Here is a 15089-nt window from a genome sequence, read left to right as displayed (position 1 = left end):
AGGATCCAACGCATGACCCGCATCTCCGATTCAGGACTCTCCGTCGCCATCGTCGGCGCCACCGGCCAGGTCGGGACGGTTATGCGCGAGATTCTCGCGGAGCGGAACTTCCCGATCCGTGACCTGCGTCTGTTCGCGACCGCTCGCTCGGCGGGCACGGCCCTCGAGTACGCGGGCGTGACCGTGATCATCGAAGATGTCGCGACCGCCGACCCTGCGGGCATCGATGTCGCTCTGTTCTCGGCCGGCGCGACCGGCAGTCGCGCGCACGCTCCCCGTTTCGCAGAGGCGGGTGCGATCGTCATCGACAACTCGAGCGCATGGCGCATGGACCCCGAGGTGCCCCTCGTCGTGAGCGAGGTCAACCCCCACGTCATCGCGAACCCGCCCAAGGGCATCATCGCGAACCCGAACTGCACGACGATGGCCGCAATGCCCGTGCTGAAGGTGCTCGACACCGAGGCGGGCCTCGAGCGCCTCATCGTGTCGACCTACCAGGCCGTGTCGGGCTCGGGTCTGGCGGGCGCGCAGGAGCTGCTGGGTCAGGTCGAGGGAGTCCTCGCTCAGGGCCACACGCTCGACCTGGTGCACGACGGCTCGGCTGTGGACTTCCCGCAGCCCGAGAAGTACGTCGCCCCCATCGCTTTCGACGTCATCCCATTGGCGGGCAACCTCGTCGACGACGGCCTCAACGAGACCGACGAAGAGAAGAAGCTCCGCAACGAGAGCCGCAAGATCCTCGAGCTGCCCGATCTCCGTGTCGCGGGGACGTGCGTGCGCGTGCCGGTCTTCACGGGCCACTCGCTCTCGATCCACGTCGAGTTCGCGCGCGACATCACGCCCGACCGCGCCCGCGACCTTCTCGCGTCGGCCCCGGGCGTCGCGCTCGAAGAGGTGCCGACGCCCCTGCAGGCAGCCGGCAAGGACCCGAGCTATGTCGGCCGCATCCGCGCCGACCAGTCCGCCCCCGAGGGCAAGGGACTCGTGCTGTTCATCTCCAACGACAACCTGCGCAAGGGCGCCGCGCTCAACGCCGTGCAGATCGCCGAGGTCGTCGCGGCGAACCTGGGCGTCAACGCCTGAAACGGATTTCGCCGCGGGGCGGATTCCGTCCCGCCTGTGCGACCCCGCGCGCGATGCCCCGGGGCGGTTGGCTCACGCTGGGGCGGGATCTGCCCGTCCCACCGTGCGTGTTCCGCCCCGGGACGGTTGGCTCACGCTGGGGCGGGATCTGCCCGTCCCACCGTGCGTGTTCCGCCCCGGGGCGGTGTGCTCACGCTGGGGCGGGATCTGCCCGTCCCACGGTGCGTGTTCCGCCCCGGGGCGGATTCGTCACGCCGCGCCCGACCCAATACCGCGCGAAAGCGAGCGGATGCCCCGTGGACACTCGCTCGCTTTCTCACTGGTCAAGAACAGCAGGACTTTCGCCCCATGACCAGGACCTCGGTCGGGCGCATCGTCAAGCCGACTTAGAATTGTCTGGTGACTCAAACGCCCGCTGACACCACGACCGACCACGACCCCCACGTCGAAACCGTCGATGTGCTGCTGATCGGCGGCGGGGTCATGAGTGCGACGCTGGGCACCCTTCTCCAGGAACTGCAGCCCGACCTCAAGATCGCGGTGTTCGAGCGCCTGCACGATGTCGCTCTGGAAAGCTCGAACGCCTGGAACAACGCGGGCACCGGTCACGCAGCGCTGTGCGAGCTGAACTACATGCCCGAGGGCAAGGATGGCGGCGTCGACCCCGCCAAGGCGATCGCGATCAACGAGCAGTTCCAGCTGAGTCGCCAGCTGTGGTCCTCGCTCGTCGAGGAAGGAGTCCTGGACGCCCCGTCGACGTTCATCAACTCGACGCCTCACATGACCTTCGTCCAGGGCGAGAAGGACGTCGCGTACCTCAAGAAGCGCTACGAGGTGCTCAGGAAGGAGCCCCTCTTCGCCGGCATCGAGTACAGCGACGACTCACGCGTGATCAACACGTGGACGCCGCTGCTCATGCAGAAGCGCCGCAAGGGCGAGCCGTTCGCCGCCACTCGGGTGCCCGCCGGCACCGACGTCGACTTCGGCGCGCTCACCCATCAGCTCTTCGACAACCTCGCCGAGAACGGCGCGGACGTGCGCACCAACACCGAGGTGCGACGCCTGAAGCGTCTCGACGACGGCACCTGGCGCGTGAAGTACCGCCGCACGGTGGGCCGCACGCCGGGCGAGATCCGCGCGAAGTTCGTGTTCGTGGGCGCGGGCGGCTGGGCGCTCAAGCTGCTGCAGCGCTCGGGGATCCCCGAGATCTCGGGCTACGGCGTCTTCCCGATCGGCGGGCAGTTCCTCAAGACCACCAATCCCGCCATCGTCGCCCAGCACAAGGCGAAGGTGTACTCGCAGGCATCGGTCGGCGCGCCGCCCATGTCGGTGCCGCACCTCGACACCCGTGTCGTCGACGGTGAGGCTTCGCTGCTGTTCGGCCCGTTCGCGACGTTCAGCCCGAAGTTCCTGAAGACCGGTTCGCTGTTCGACATCGTCGGCCAGGTGCGCCCGGGCAACCTCGGACCGATGCTCAAGGTGGCGTGGGACAACCCGAGTCTCATCACGTACCTCGTGGGTGAACTGCTGAAGAACCATGCGAAGAAGGTCGACAGCCTGCGCACCTTCGTCCCCACCGCAAAGGATGAGGACTGGGAGCTCATCCAGGCCGGCCAGCGGGCGCAGGTCATCAAGAAGGACCCCGACAAGGGCGGCATCCTGCAGTTCGGCACCGAGGTCGTCACCGGAGCCGACGGAACCATCGCCGGACTCCTGGGCGCGTCGCCCGGTGCCTCGACCGCGGTGTCCATCATGCTGGGGCTGCTGAAGACCTGCTTCCCCGATCGGATCGATGCCTGGGAGCCGCGCCTGCGCGAGCTCATCCCGAGCTACGGCGAGACGCTCAACCCGCGCCCCGAGGTGGCAGAGGAGTCCCTCTCCGAGACCGCACAGGTGCTCGCCCTCACCGCGTAGCGCCTCGCGCGCACGGCGCAGCCGCCCCGGCGCCCACCGAGCGAGCCCGTGCCGAAGCGGAGCACGAGCCCGCCCCGACGACGCAGCTCGCTCTGCGCCGGGCACTCCGCGGACGCATTACGCTCGGTTCGTGGCAAAGCTCTACTTCCGCTACGGGGCGATGAACTCCGGCAAGTCGACGTCGCTCCTGCAGGCCGCGTACAACTACGAGGAGCGGGGTCAGCACGTGCTGCTGGCCAAGCCCGAGGTCGACACCAAGGGTGCCGACCAGATCGACAGCCGCCTGGGCGTCAAGCGCACGGTCGACTTCCTCATCCGCCCCGATGACGACGTGCGCGCGCTGTTCGCCGAGCATCGGGCGCGAGTGACGACGGATGCCGCAGCTGCCCTCGTGCCGGAGTCGGACGAGCACGATGTCGATGTCGCCTGCCTCCTGATCGACGAGGCGCAGTTCCTCACGCGCGAGCAGGTGGACGATCTGCTGCGGATCGCGGTGCTGGATGGCGTGCCGGTGCTGGCCTACGGCATCCGCACGGATTTCCAGACCCAGGCGTTTCCGGGCTCACGGCGTCTTCTCGAACTCGCCCACAGCCTCGAAGAGCTCAAGACCATCTGCCGGTGCGGAAGCAAGGCGCTCTTCAACGCGCGACTCGTGGGCGGAAGGTTCGTGTTCGAGGGCGATCAGGTCGCGATCGACGAGCTCACCTCCGAGCGCGTCACCTACGAGTCGATGTGCGCCGCCTGCTATCTGCGGGAATCGGGCGGGCGCCTGAACTGAGGTCACCGCGCGCTGCACCCGACGTCGCGCGTGCGGAAGGCCCGGGCGTCGCGCCCTAGGCTGGAGACATGCGCGTACTCCTTGCCGGCGGTGCCGGCTACATCGGTGCACACACGGCCGTCGCTCTCCTGGATGCCGGTCACGAAGCAGTCCTGCTCGACGATCTGTCGAACACCTCGGCGGTCGCCGCGGATCGAGTGGCCGAGATCACCGGCAAGAGCGTCCCTCTCGTCGTGGGCGATGCCTCCGACGACGCGGTCGTCACGGCGGCGTTCGACGAGCACGGACCCTTCGACGCCATCGTGCATCTGGCCGCCTTCAAGGCGGTGGGGGAGTCGCTGCAGAAGCCGCTTCAGTATTACTCCAACAACCTCGACACGACCTACGCGCTGCTGCGGGTCGGCATCGAGCGTGGCATCCGCTCGTTCCTCTTCTCGAGCACCGGCACTGTCTACTCCGATCCTGCCGACCTGCCGTTCACCGAGGAATCGGCCACGAGCATCGACCTCTCGAACGCCTACAGCAAGTCCAAGCGCATGAACGAGGTCGTGCTCGAGGACGTGGCGCGGGTGAACCCCGAACTCGACGTCACGGTGCTGCGCTACTTCAATCCGGTCGGCGCGCACCCGAGCGGGCTCATCGGCGAGGACCCCACCGGCATCCCCAACAACCTCATGCCCTACGTGCAGCGGGTCGCGATCGGAGAGCTCGAGCGCATCGGCATCTTCGGTGAGGACTACGACACCCCCGACGGCACGGGCCTTCGCGACTACATCCATGTCGTCGACCTCGCGGCAGGACACGTCGCGGCACTCGAGAAGGCGCAGCCGGGCTTCGCCGTGTTCAACCTCGGCACCGGCAAGCCCGTGAGCGTCCGTCAGCTGATCGCGTCGTTCGAGCGTGCCGTGGGCCGTGAGCTTCCCTCGCAGGTGCTCCCGCGTCGCGGCGGCGATGTCGCGGCGACCTACTGCGACCCGTCGAAGGCGCAGCGCGAGCTGGGCTGGACGGCGACCCTCACGATCGACGACGCCTCGCGCGACGCGTGGAACTGGCAGTCGAAGAACCCGCGGGGATTCGCCACCGCCTGACGAGCGTGCGCGCCGCCGGGCTGGCCGGTCAGGCCGTCTCGGGGGACTTCCGGCGCCTGCGCCGGGGGAGTGGTACGAGCATCGAGGTCGTACGCCGGTACTCGGCGTATTCGGGATACTTCGCCGCCGTGATCGATTCGGTGAAGATGGTCGATCCGATGAACAGCACGGTCAGCAGTGCGGCGCCCACGATCGTCCAGTTCAGCCAGCTGCCGCCGTCGGCGACCAGGGCGACCGCCCCGATCGCGTAGAACGCCCACCACTGCGCCTGCTCGAAGAAGTAGTTCGGATGGCGGCTGTGGGCGAACAGACCGGTCGTGACGAAGCCGGGGGCGAGTGCTCCGCCTGCGGCCTTCTTCGCCTTATGGAAGCTCCACTGCTGCTGATCGGCGACGAACTCGCCGATGAGGAACGCCGTGAACAGCACCGCGAACGCGGCATCCCATCCGGTGAACGGCGAGGGATGCTGAAACGCGATGTATGCCGGAAGCGTGATGAGCACGAGCAGGGCATTCTGGTAGAGCACGATGAAGAAGAGGTTGAAGAGCTGGAACTGCCCCCGTGACATGCGCCCGCGGAGGATCGCCCAGCGGTAGTCCTCCACTCCGGTGTAGCCCCCCTTGCGTGCGAAGTTGAACGTCAACCGCGCGCCCCACGCGGTGACCAGCACCGCCATCACCAGGAGGCGCGCGACGCTCTCGACTGACTCGGCGCCGGCGATCCCGGCGATCGCGAAGATCCAGACGTACACAACGGGAACGATCGACCAGAGCCGGTCCACCCAGGACGTGTCTTTCGTGATGAGCGACGCGATCCAGCAGAAGGCGCTGGCGGCGCCTGCGACGATGAGCACGAGCAGGAAGGGGTCCATGGCGCCAGGGTAGTGGTCGTGACGGGGTTGAGTGTGGTCCGACCACACGGTAATGTGGTCAGACCACAATCGACGAGGAGACCCGTGGTCGCATCTCCCGCAGCGCCGACAGCATCGTCCGCGCGCGCCTGGCGTGTCGTTCTCGAGAAGATCGAGACCGACCTGCTCGACGGCACGCTCCAGCCCGGCGACCGGCTGCCGCCCGAACGCGAACTCTCCACGACCCTCGGCGTCGGCCGCTCGAGCGTGCGCGAGGCGCTTCGCGTGCTCGAGGTGATGGGACTCATCCGCACCGGAACCGGCTCAGGCCCGACATCCGGCGCGATCATCATCGCCACTCCGCAAGGCGGCATGTCGGCTCTGCTCCGGCTGCAGGTCGCGGCACAGGGCTTTCCGCTCGACGACGTCGTGCGCACCCGCGTCGTGCTCGAATCCGCGGTGGTCGAGGCGCTTGCCGCGGACCCGGAGCGCGCCACGGGCGAGGCACAGGCGATTCTCGATGCGATGGATGCTGCCGACCTCACCACGGCGGAGTTCCTCGCTCTGGACGCGCAGTGGCACGCGTCGCTCGCCGAGGCGTCCGGCAACGTGGTCATCTCGGCCATGATGGCGGGCCTGCGCACCGCGATCGAGTCGTATGTGCAGGCGGGAGCCGCCCGAATCACGGACTGGGATGCCGCGGCGTCGCGTCTCCGTCACGAGCACCGCGCGATCCTCGAGGCCGTCGATGCCGGCGATGCCGCCGGTGCCCGCATGCTCGTGCACGAGCACATCGCCGGCTATTACGCCCAGGCGGGCCTGGCCCGCACGCCTCCGCACTGAATCCGAAAGGCACCTCTCATGGTCAACCGCCAACTTCCGCGTCCTGCCGAGCTGCTCGAACTCATGCAGTTCAAGAAGCCCGAACTCGATGGGCGCAAGCGTCGCCTCGACGGTGCCCTCACCATCGCCGACCTGCGAACGATCGCCAAGCGCCGAACCCCTAAAGCGGCCTTCGACTACACCGACGGTGCGGCCGAGGGCGAGCTGTCGCTCTCGCGGGCGCGACAGGCGTTCGAGGACATCGAGTTCCACCCCGGCATCCTTCGTCCGGCCGAGAACGTCGACATGTCGACCGAGATCCTCGGCGGACCATCGGCGCTGCCGTTCGGCATCGCCCCGACCGGGTTCACCCGTCTGATGCAGACCGAGGGCGAGATCGCCGGAGCGTCCGCGGCCGGTGCCGCCGGCATCCCGTTCACTCTCTCGACGCTGGGAACGACATCGATCGAGGATGTGAAGAAGGCGAACCCGAACGGGCGCAACTGGTTTCAGCTGTACGTCATGCGCGACCGCGAGATCTCGTATGCGCTGGCTCGCCGAGCTGCCGCTGCCGGATTCGACACCCTCCAGTTCACCGTCGACACCCCGGTCGCCGGTGCGCGCCTACGCGACAAGCGCAACGGCTTCTCGATCCCGCCTCAGCTGACCCTCGGAACCATCGTCAACGCGATCCCCAGGCCGTGGTGGTGGTACGACTTCCTGACGACCCCCAAGCTCGAGTTCGCGTCGCTGTCGACCACTGGTGGCACCGTGGGCGAGCTGCTCAACTCGGCGATGGATCCGACCATCGGCTTCGACGATCTCGCCGTGATCCGCGACATCTGGCCGGGAAAGATCGTCGTGAAGGGCGTCCAGAACGTCGAGGACTCCAAGCGCCTGATCGATGCGGGCGTCGACGGCATCATCCTGTCCAACCACGGCGGACGTCAGCTGGACCGCGCGCCCATCCCGTTCCACCTCCTTCCGCACGTCGTTCGCGAGGTCGGCAAGGATGCGACGGTCATGATCGACACGGGCATCATGAACGGCGCCGACATCGTGGCCGCCATCGCGCTGGGCGCCAAGTTCACACTCATCGGGCGCGCCTACCTCTACGGCCTGATGGCAGGCGGACGCCAGGGCGTCGACCGCACCATCGAGATCCTCCGCAGCGAGATCGAACGCACCATGAAGCTGCTCGGCGTCTCGACACTCGCCGAACTCGAGCCGAAGCACGTCACGCAGCTGCAGAGACTCGTGCCGGTCGCCGCGCCGGCCGCTCGTGCGTCGCGACCGCGGCCGGTCGCCGCGAAGAGCTGACCGCGGCCCACAACGGCGAGGATGGCGCCGGACACGTCGGACGGCGGATGCTGTGCGGGAGCGTTCTCGACCCTTGGAGTCGGATGCTAGGCGGGCAGCGTGTCTGTCCCCACGTCCGTGTGTGTCGCGCGTCGCGCGGCGAGTGTTGCGTGGCGGCGACAGGCTCGGCCGATGTGCGGGCCCGCCGTCGTTTTCGGCGCCGAGGCGAGTTGCGAACGCGAAGTATCGCGTCGCCACATCACGCGAGACGTAAAGGTGAAGCCCCGCCGAAAGGGCGGGGCTTCACACGTTCTGCGTCTCCGAGGCGTCAGACGCGCGCGGGAAGCGTGGGGATGAGGGCCTCGAGATATGCGACGGTGTCTTCCCAGCCTCCGACCGCGTGGCAGGAGACGCCCATGGCGAGCACAGGGTAGTCGTTGCCGTCGGGATCGAGGCGGTCGCCGACGAACAGCATGTCGTCGAGCGGGATGCCCGTCTGCTCGGCGAGCTTGCGCATGCCGTAGGCCTTGTCGATCCCGCGCTCGGTGATGTCGACCGATGTCGAGCCGCCGGAGCGCACCTCGAGATCGGGGAGGAGGCCTGCGACCGCGGCGCGCAGCGAGTTCTTCTTCGCACCGGAGGGATCCCATGCGCTCTTCGCATCGACCGGCGCGCGCTGGCCGAGGGCCGAGAAAGTGATCTGCGAGCCGCGGTCCTCGAGGATGTCGCCCCAGGTTTCGGCCTCCCAGAGGCCCAGACGACGTGCCTCGCCCTCGACGGCATTCAGAGCGCGGGTCTTCTGGTCGTCGGTCAGCGACCGCGCGTACACGGTGACGATGCCGTCGGGCGAGAGGCGGTAGTACTGCGTGCCGCACGTCGGAAGCAGGTGCATGCGCGCGCGAACTTCGGCCGAGGCATCCGGCAGCAGATCGACGACCTGCGCCGTGAACTGGGCGAGCTGGCCGCCGGAGATGATCGCGACCTCGACGTGCTCGGCGAGAGCGATCAGGAGGGCGCCGATGCGGGGGTCGATCGCGCTCTTGGAAGGAGCGAGCGTGTCATCGAGGTCGAAGGCGACGAGGCGGGGCGGCATGCTGGCGGTCACGGAATCCGTCCTTTCACGCGAAAGGCCCCACCTGGCGGTGGAGCCTCTCTGCTGTCGGGGTGACAGGATTTGAACCTGCGGCCTCGTCGTCCCGAACGACGCGCGCTACCAAGCTGCGCCACACCCCGCTTTGCAACCCTGCGAGTCTACCTGATCCCGAGCCGTGGTCCGAACCGGCGTCGACCTGCAGCGGTCGCTCCGGCCCTGTGACCGAGTCGAGCGCGGGTTCCCGCCAGCAGTGTGCCGCCGACGGTGATCAGGGCGATCGCGAGCCCGATCGCGGATCTCAGCGCCTGCTCTGGCTGACCTGTCGCCGCCAGGGATGTCGCGGGCGCGGACTCCCCGGCTGTGACGCCTGTGGCGGGCTCTGCCTCAGCCGGAGGAGCCGCCGCGAGCGGTGCTTCGTCGGGCGGTGCCGCGCGTGGCGGCGTCTCGGTGGGAGGAGCCTCCGCAGGTGGTGTCTCCGCGGCCGGCGGCGGGTTCACCGTCGTCGTCTCGTTCGCCACACCGCAGGCGCCGCGATGCACCAGCTCACCTGCGGCATCGACCGCCTGCTCCTGCCAGTAGTAGGTGCCGGCTTCTGCCACCGGGGGAGCGGTCACGACGTACTCGCCGGGCTCGGACACCGCCACCCAGTCGCTCATCCACACCAGCCGATCCGGGACGCAGGCGTCGGCCGGAGCGACGCCGTCTGCGCCGCGATACACCGATGATGCGACGCGCAGACCCATGGCAGGCAACGGCGCTCCCACGATGATCGCGTCGCTGAACGGCTCGCCCGCCGGGACGGCGGATGTCGCCCGGGTCGAGATGTCGGGCACCATCATGATCTGCCCGGGCTCGCCGAACCGTTCGACCCACGTGTAGTCGGCGATCAGTCGTTCTTGCATCGCGCCGGCCTGCTCGTCGCGGCGGATCGTCCATACCGCGGTGTAGAAGCCGGGGCCGTCCATGGTCCACTCCGACGCCACTCGGTGTGATCCGGCTGCGGCGTCCGTCGTGAGAGAAAGACCGCCGACGAGCACCGCGTCGGCCGGGAGAGGTGATCCCGCCACGGGCTCCGCGTTCGTGCGGTACACCGCTGCCCGCGCCGTGAGCGAGAGCGGGACGCCGTCGGCGTCGCGCGGCCACTCGCCGGTGGAGGAGCTGAACGACACCGTGTCGAGAAAGGTGCCGCCGGCCGCGTACCGCGACGCGACTTCTGTCGTGATCGCCGGCGCGAACGGTGGCACACGCGTGTCGGCGCCGGTGACATCGAACGAGACGGGCCCCGCAGGCCCCGCGGTGTCTTGACCCCCGGGCGTCGTGTAGTGGCGCACTGCGGCTGCGTGGCCTGTCGAGAACCGCCCGGTGCCCCTCACGGCGTAGCTCGCACCCTCGCCCGGCGGCTGGGTGCGGATCGCGTACGCGATTCCGGGGGTGGCGTCGCTCCGCGTGTTCGCTCCGGTGTCGGCGAAGACGGCATTCGTCAGGGCGAGGGACCCTGTTGCTGCCGCGGTGGTGGCGTCGACGCGCACGCTTCCCCCGCGATGGTCCTCGGGGTCCGTCGTGAACACGAGCGACCCGCTCGCCGACTCCACGCCTGCGGGGAGCTTCGTCGCCTCCTCGTAGTACGTCTCCGCGAGCTGCTGCACGGCGCGGTTGTGCTCGGGCGCGAGTGCCGAGAACGTCCAGTTGATCGCGCCGGCGAGCGAGTCGCCGCGGTACCCGAATGCGTGGAGGGTCTCCTGCCGATTCGCGATCGCCTTGACGGCCCATCCGACCGCGGCCGCCTGCACGGGGTCGTCGGTCTGGCCGTATTCGGTGACCAGCATGTTGATGGCGGTCAGCTGCTGCGGCGACAGGCCGGCGACGGATCCGCTCACGCCGTGGTCGATGCTCTGCCCCGTCGGTGCGGGGGCACCGGGGGTGATGCAGTACGTGTGCACGCCGTCGACGATCATCGACCCGTGCCAGCCATAGGCCGAGATCGGCGCCCAGGTGCCGAAGCCCGTACCTCGTGTGGCGGCATCCGCCGGGGGCGCAGGAATGAAGCTGAGTGCGATCGCGATGAGGAGAGCGAGGATCCGCATGCGGGGCGACAGCGCGTGCCCGCTGCGCACGCGCGTGACGAGGAGAGTATGGCTGGGCGGCTGCCACGATCGACGGTCGGGCACGGGTGTGTTCGGCATGGACCGAGCCTCGCCCGAGCGGGGCCTCACCCAGCGGGGGTGTTGCCGATCTGTGGATGCCGCAACGCCGGGCACCGCTGGGGAGGAACCAGCGCGAACCCTTCACGGAGTCCGCTTACACGGGCGATGAGCAGCGGCGCACGGACGCGCCGCAGGCGCTCAGGCGTGCGGGACCAGGGTGAGCAGCGACGCCTCGGGGCGGCAGGCGAAGCGCACGGGGGCGTAGATCGAGTGGCCGAGCCCGGCGCTGACGTTGAGCGGCACGGTGCGCTCCTCGTGCGTCCACGTGCTGAGCCCACGAGCCTGATCGAGCGGGATGTCGCAGTTGGCGACGAGTGCACCGATCCCCGGAACCCGTACCTGGCCGCCGTGCGTATGCCCGCCGAGGATCACATCGGCACCGAGGTCGGTGAATTCATCGAGGACGCGCCGATAGGGGGCGTGCGTGACGCCGAGCGAGAGCGCCGCCGGCGCGACGTCGGCGCGGAGGTTCTCGAGCAATCCCGGGAGCACCTCGAGCCTGTCCCACTCTCGATGGGCGTCGCTCACGCCGAACGTGTCGATGCGCAGGCCGTCGACGTCGAGCGAGCCGACCGCATTGTTCAGGTCGAGCCAGCCGAGCTCATCGGTGAAGTAGTCGTCGAGCGCCTGCGTGTCGAGCGGCTCGGTCGTGTGCTTCACCCTCGACGGGCCGGAGAAGTATCTGAGCGGGTTGCGCGGCGAGGGCTCGGCATGGTCGTTCGATCCGTGCACGAACACGCCCGGGATGCCCCGGAACGAATCGAATGCGGCGCGCAGGCCGCGGAGGCCGTCGCGGTGACCCATGTTGTCGCCGGTGTTGACCACCAGATCGGGCTGCAGCTCGGCGAGGGCCGAGATCCACTCCTGCTTGCGATGCTGCCACGGCGCCATGTGCGCGTCCGACAGATGCAGCACACGGATCGGTGCCGATCCATGCGGAAGCACGGGCACCTCGTGGAAGCGCACCGTGAACAGGTACCGCTCGATGCCGATGCCCCAGATCGCGGCCGCGGCACCGACCGCGCCCACCACGCCGAACGCGGTGAGAGCGGTTCGTGCGCCGCGCGATGCTCCTGAGGACACTAGCCGTTACCGCCGCCGCGGCAGTTCGCAGAGGCGTAGTCGACGCTGATCGCCGCGTTGCGGTTCACCACGGTGCCTGCTGCAGGATTCGTTCCGGTCGTCCGTGGCTGCGCGGCAGAGGCGTCGGTCGTACAGGTCCCCTCGGCGATGTTTCCGAAACCGGCGCTGCGCAGCGCCTTCTTGGCATCGTCGAGCGAGGCTCCAGCGACGTTCGGAACCGCCACCGCCTGCCCGTTGCTCGGATTGATCGTCACGGACGTGCCGCCCGCGACCTTGCCTGCGGCCGGGTTCTGGGCCGCGATCACGCCGCCTCCGAGGTCGGAGTCCACCGCGTCGCCGACAGTCACGGTGAATCCGGCGGCTTCGAGCTTCGCCTGCGCGTCGGCGGGAGAGAGCCCGATGACGCTGGGGAGGTCGGTGAGTACCTGTTTGGTCAGCTCGGTATCCGGACCGGCGAAGGCATCGCCGCCGTACGCCGCGTTCGCGGCGCCCTGCACGGCCTTGGTGATGTTGTAGCGAATGTTGGAGAGAGGACTTCCATTGGCGTAGGTCTTGAAGATGTCGCCGCCGCCCTGGACATTGCCAGCCCACGTGGCGGTCGCGACCTTCGTGCTCGACTCGATGAGCCAGGACTGGATCTCTTCGTGCGTGCCGGTCTTGCCAATGAGGGGAGTGCCGTCGTAGGGGTTGCCCTGTCGGCCGGTGCCGCCGTTCATGACGCCCTGCAGGGCGTACGCGGCGGTCGCGGCGACCTTCGGCTCGATGACCTGGCTGCACGTGCGCTCGGGTTTCGCGAGTTCGTTGCCGTCTGCGTCGGTCACCCGGTCGATGACCTGCGGCTGGCAGTACGTGCCGTTGTTGGCGACGGTCGCATAGGCCCCGGCCATCGCGAGCGGTGAAACGGAAGCCGTGCCGATAACAGTGTTCAAGCTATCCATCTTGATGGGATCACCGTTGCCCTGGGTGACGCCCATCTTGGTGGCGACGTTGGCGATATCGCACAGGTCGAGTTTCTCCGCCATCGCGAAGTAGCCCGTGTTGAGCGACGACGCGGTGAACTGCATGGGCGTGCCTACACGTCCGCGGTCGCCGCCGAAGTTGCCGGTCGGTTTGGTGGCGTTATTGGTCCACGTTTCGCCGCACACAGTCAGCTTCTTGAAGATGCGCAACGTGCCGTTGAGGGTCTCGTTGACGGACTTGCCCTTCTCGAGCCAATCGATCAGCGTGAACAGCTTGAAGGTCGAGCCGGCGCTGAATCCGATCGAGTTGCCGAATTCGCTGTCGCCGGCGTACACCTGCGCGGAGACGCCCGCCGTGCCCGCCGCGGAAGCATCCTCATTGAATTGGGTGTTCTGCGCCATCGCGAGGATCCTGCCAGTCGTCGCCTCGATGCTCACGGTGGTCGAGCCGAAAACGCCGACGGAGGGGACGGTCGATCCCTGCCGCATATCGATGGCGCTGGGTGCGTACTGCGTCATCGCGGCCTCGGCCGCACCCTGGACGCGCGAGTCGAGCGTCGTATAGACGTTGAGGCCGCCGCGATTGAGCAGATCCTGTCGGTCCTCCGCCGTCTCTCCGAACGCCGGGTCTTTGAGGATCACGTACTTGACGTACTGGCAGAAGTACGCCGCTCCGCCGGCCGCTTTGCAGCCGGTCGTCGGCTCGGTGACCGCGGGGGAGATCGGCCAGACCGCGGCCTCGATGTACTGTTCGCGCGTGATCTTGCCGTCGTCGAGCAGGCGGCTGAGCACGTACAGCTGACGAACCTTCGTCGACGTGTAGGCGTCGGCCGCCGCAAGGTGCTGCTCGGGCGTGATCTCGCCGGATTCGAGAAGGCTGTCGAGCACCCCGATGTTGGCGCCCTCGTCGATCACACCGTCTGCGGCCTTGTTGAAGAGGACGTCCTCGGCACCGACGATCGAGCCTTCAGGCTTGTCGATACGGTATCGGTTCGGATTCTGCACCATGCCGGCGAGAGCCGCCGCTTGCGCGATGGTGAGCTGGGAGGCACTGGTGCTGAAGTAGTGACGTGCGGCCGCTTCGATCCCGTAGGTGACGCCGCCGAAGTTGGCGATGTTCAGGTAGCCGAGCAGGATGTCGTTCTTGGAGTACTTCTGCTCGAGCGCGATCGCGTAGCGCATCTCCTGCAGCTTGCGGGTGTAGCCATCGCTTCCGTCTGCGGTGGTGGCGTCGCTCCAGCAGTTCAACAGGGCCTGTTCGCGGCTGATGACCTCGGGCTCTCCGTTCTTGTCCAGGACCGGCTCGCCATCGTCATCGACTTTGGGCTCGGCCTCGGCGTTCTGCTCGCACTTCTGGATGAGCACGTTCTTGACGTACTGCTGGCTGATCGTCGAACCGCCCTGCGTCTCGCCCCCGCCCTGCGCGTTGGAGAGCACCGCGCGAGTGGTGCCGATGAGGTCGACCCCGCCGTGCTGGTAGTAGCGGGGGTCCTCGCTCGAGAGGATCGAGTCGTACATGACGGGTGCGATCTGCTCGAACGTGACCGGGGTGCGATCCTGTTCGAGGAACTTCGTCATCAGCGTGGATTCGCCGGTGGCGGCATCCGTCGCATAGAAGTTGCTCGGAAGCATGAGCTTGTCGATCTCGAGCACGCTCGGCAGATTGTCGAACATGGTGATCGCACGCTCTGCAGCGGTGCCCGTGAGGGCGACTGCGGGAGTGACCGTCGCAGCGATGAGGACGCCGGCGACTGCGCTGAGGCCCACGAGGCCGGCGAGACCGCCGAGCACGCCGCTGGCCGTGCGTTTGGTATCAGGCATAGGCTTGATCGTAGGGGAGATACCTGGGCGATTCCCTGACGGACGTGCGCCCGCTGAGGTGTTTCCCAGCATCCAACAGCCCCTATCCGCTCGCT

General features: G+C 68.0%; 11 protein-coding genes and 1 tRNA gene. 6 read left to right on the top strand and 6 right to left on the bottom strand.

Features of this window, described 5'->3' with window-relative positions; genetic code table 11:
• Positions 1-12 precede the first annotated feature (12 nt).
• The 4 genes from KEC57_RS02395 (at position 13) to galE (ending at position 4863) form a co-directional block, all read left to right on the top strand.
• A complete protein-coding gene (locus KEC57_RS02395) occupies positions 13-1083 on the top strand; it encodes an aspartate-semialdehyde dehydrogenase (protein ID WP_229382905.1) in 1071 nt (356 codons plus the stop codon).
• A 399-nt stretch (positions 1084-1482) separates the two neighbouring features.
• Positions 1483-2997, top strand: a complete 1515-nt coding sequence (locus KEC57_RS02390) for a malate:quinone oxidoreductase (protein ID WP_308187559.1) — start codon at positions 1483-1485, stop codon at positions 2995-2997.
• A 130-nt stretch (positions 2998-3127) separates the two neighbouring features.
• Complete coding sequence (locus KEC57_RS02385; protein ID WP_229382904.1) at positions 3128-3775, top strand: thymidine kinase; 648 nt, start codon at positions 3128-3130, stop codon at positions 3773-3775.
• Positions 3776-3843: 68 nt separating this feature from the next.
• Positions 3844-4863, top strand: a complete 1020-nt coding sequence (gene galE, locus KEC57_RS02380) for a UDP-glucose 4-epimerase GalE (protein WP_229382903.1) — start codon at positions 3844-3846, stop codon at positions 4861-4863.
• A gap of 28 nt (positions 4864-4891) precedes the next feature.
• Here the strand turns inward: galE and KEC57_RS02375 are convergent, their stop codons facing one another.
• Positions 4892-5734 carry a DUF1295 domain-containing protein gene (locus tag KEC57_RS02375; RefSeq protein WP_229382902.1) on the bottom strand — a complete coding sequence of 281 codons (843 nt, stop codon included), beginning with the start codon at positions 5732-5734 and terminating at the stop codon, positions 4892-4894.
• An 84-nt stretch (positions 5735-5818) separates the two neighbouring features.
• Between KEC57_RS02375 and KEC57_RS02370 the strand changes: the two genes are divergently transcribed.
• On the top strand, positions 5819-6556 hold the full coding sequence (locus KEC57_RS02370) for a FadR/GntR family transcriptional regulator (RefSeq protein ID WP_229382901.1): 738 nt from the start codon (positions 5819-5821) through the stop codon (positions 6554-6556).
• Between the two features lie 18 nt (positions 6557-6574).
• Positions 6575-7855, top strand: coding sequence for an alpha-hydroxy acid oxidase (locus KEC57_RS02365; RefSeq protein WP_229382900.1), 1281 nt, complete (start codon positions 6575-6577; stop codon positions 7853-7855).
• A 307-nt stretch (positions 7856-8162) separates the two neighbouring features.
• Here the strand turns inward: KEC57_RS02365 and KEC57_RS02360 are convergent, their stop codons facing one another.
• From KEC57_RS02360 to KEC57_RS02340, 5 genes are all read right to left on the bottom strand, one after another.
• Entirely contained in the window at positions 8163-8927 is a 765-nt protein-coding gene (locus KEC57_RS02360) for an HAD-IIB family hydrolase (protein WP_229383672.1), read from the bottom strand.
• 66 nt (positions 8928-8993) lie between these two features.
• Positions 8994-9067 (bottom strand) — tRNA-Pro (locus KEC57_RS02355).
• An 18-nt stretch (positions 9068-9085) separates the two neighbouring features.
• Positions 9086-11110, bottom strand: a complete 2025-nt coding sequence (locus KEC57_RS02350) for a hypothetical protein (RefSeq protein ID WP_229382899.1) — start codon at positions 11108-11110, stop codon at positions 9086-9088.
• 159 nt (positions 11111-11269) lie between these two features.
• Positions 11270-12214: a metallophosphoesterase gene (locus KEC57_RS02345; RefSeq protein WP_229382898.1), complete on the bottom strand. Its 945-nt coding sequence runs from the start codon at positions 12212-12214 to the stop codon at positions 11270-11272.
• Positions 12214-14994 carry a transglycosylase domain-containing protein gene (locus KEC57_RS02340; protein WP_229382897.1) on the bottom strand — a complete coding sequence of 927 codons (2781 nt, stop codon included), beginning with the start codon at positions 14992-14994 and terminating at the stop codon, positions 12214-12216. Before KEC57_RS02340 ends, KEC57_RS02345 begins: the two co-directional genes overlap by 1 nt.
• Positions 14995-15089 lie beyond the last annotated feature (95 nt).

The organism is Microbacterium allomyrinae (genome assembly GCF_020682705.1).
Taxonomy (GTDB): domain Bacteria; phylum Actinomycetota; class Actinomycetes; order Actinomycetales; family Microbacteriaceae; genus Microbacterium; species Microbacterium allomyrinae.
The sequence above is the reverse complement of the archived record's forward strand: the minus strand, read 5'-3'. Positions and strand labels throughout refer to the sequence as shown.

Excerpts from the sequence above, each read along its gene's own strand:
- KEC57_RS02395 (WP_229382905.1), top strand. The coding sequence starts at position 13 with ATGACCCGCATCTCCGATTCAGGACTCTCCGTCGCCATCGTCGGCGCC.
- galE (WP_229382903.1), top strand. The coding sequence starts at position 3,844 with ATGCGCGTACTCCTTGCCGGCGGTGCCGGCTACATCGGTGCACACACG.
- KEC57_RS02375 (WP_229382902.1), bottom strand. The coding sequence starts at position 5,734 with ATGGACCCCTTCCTGCTCGTGCTCATCGTCGCAGGCGCCGCCAGCGCC.
- KEC57_RS02365 (WP_229382900.1), top strand. The coding sequence starts at position 6,575 with ATGGTCAACCGCCAACTTCCGCGTCCTGCCGAGCTGCTCGAACTCATG.
- KEC57_RS02360 (WP_229383672.1), bottom strand. The coding sequence starts at position 8,927 with ATGCCGCCCCGCCTCGTCGCCTTCGACCTCGATGACACGCTCGCTCCT.
- KEC57_RS02350 (WP_229382899.1), bottom strand. The coding sequence starts at position 11,110 with ATGCCGAACACACCCGTGCCCGACCGTCGATCGTGGCAGCCGCCCAGC.
- KEC57_RS02340 (WP_229382897.1), bottom strand. The coding sequence starts at position 14,994 with ATGCCTGATACCAAACGCACGGCCAGCGGCGTGCTCGGCGGTCTCGCC.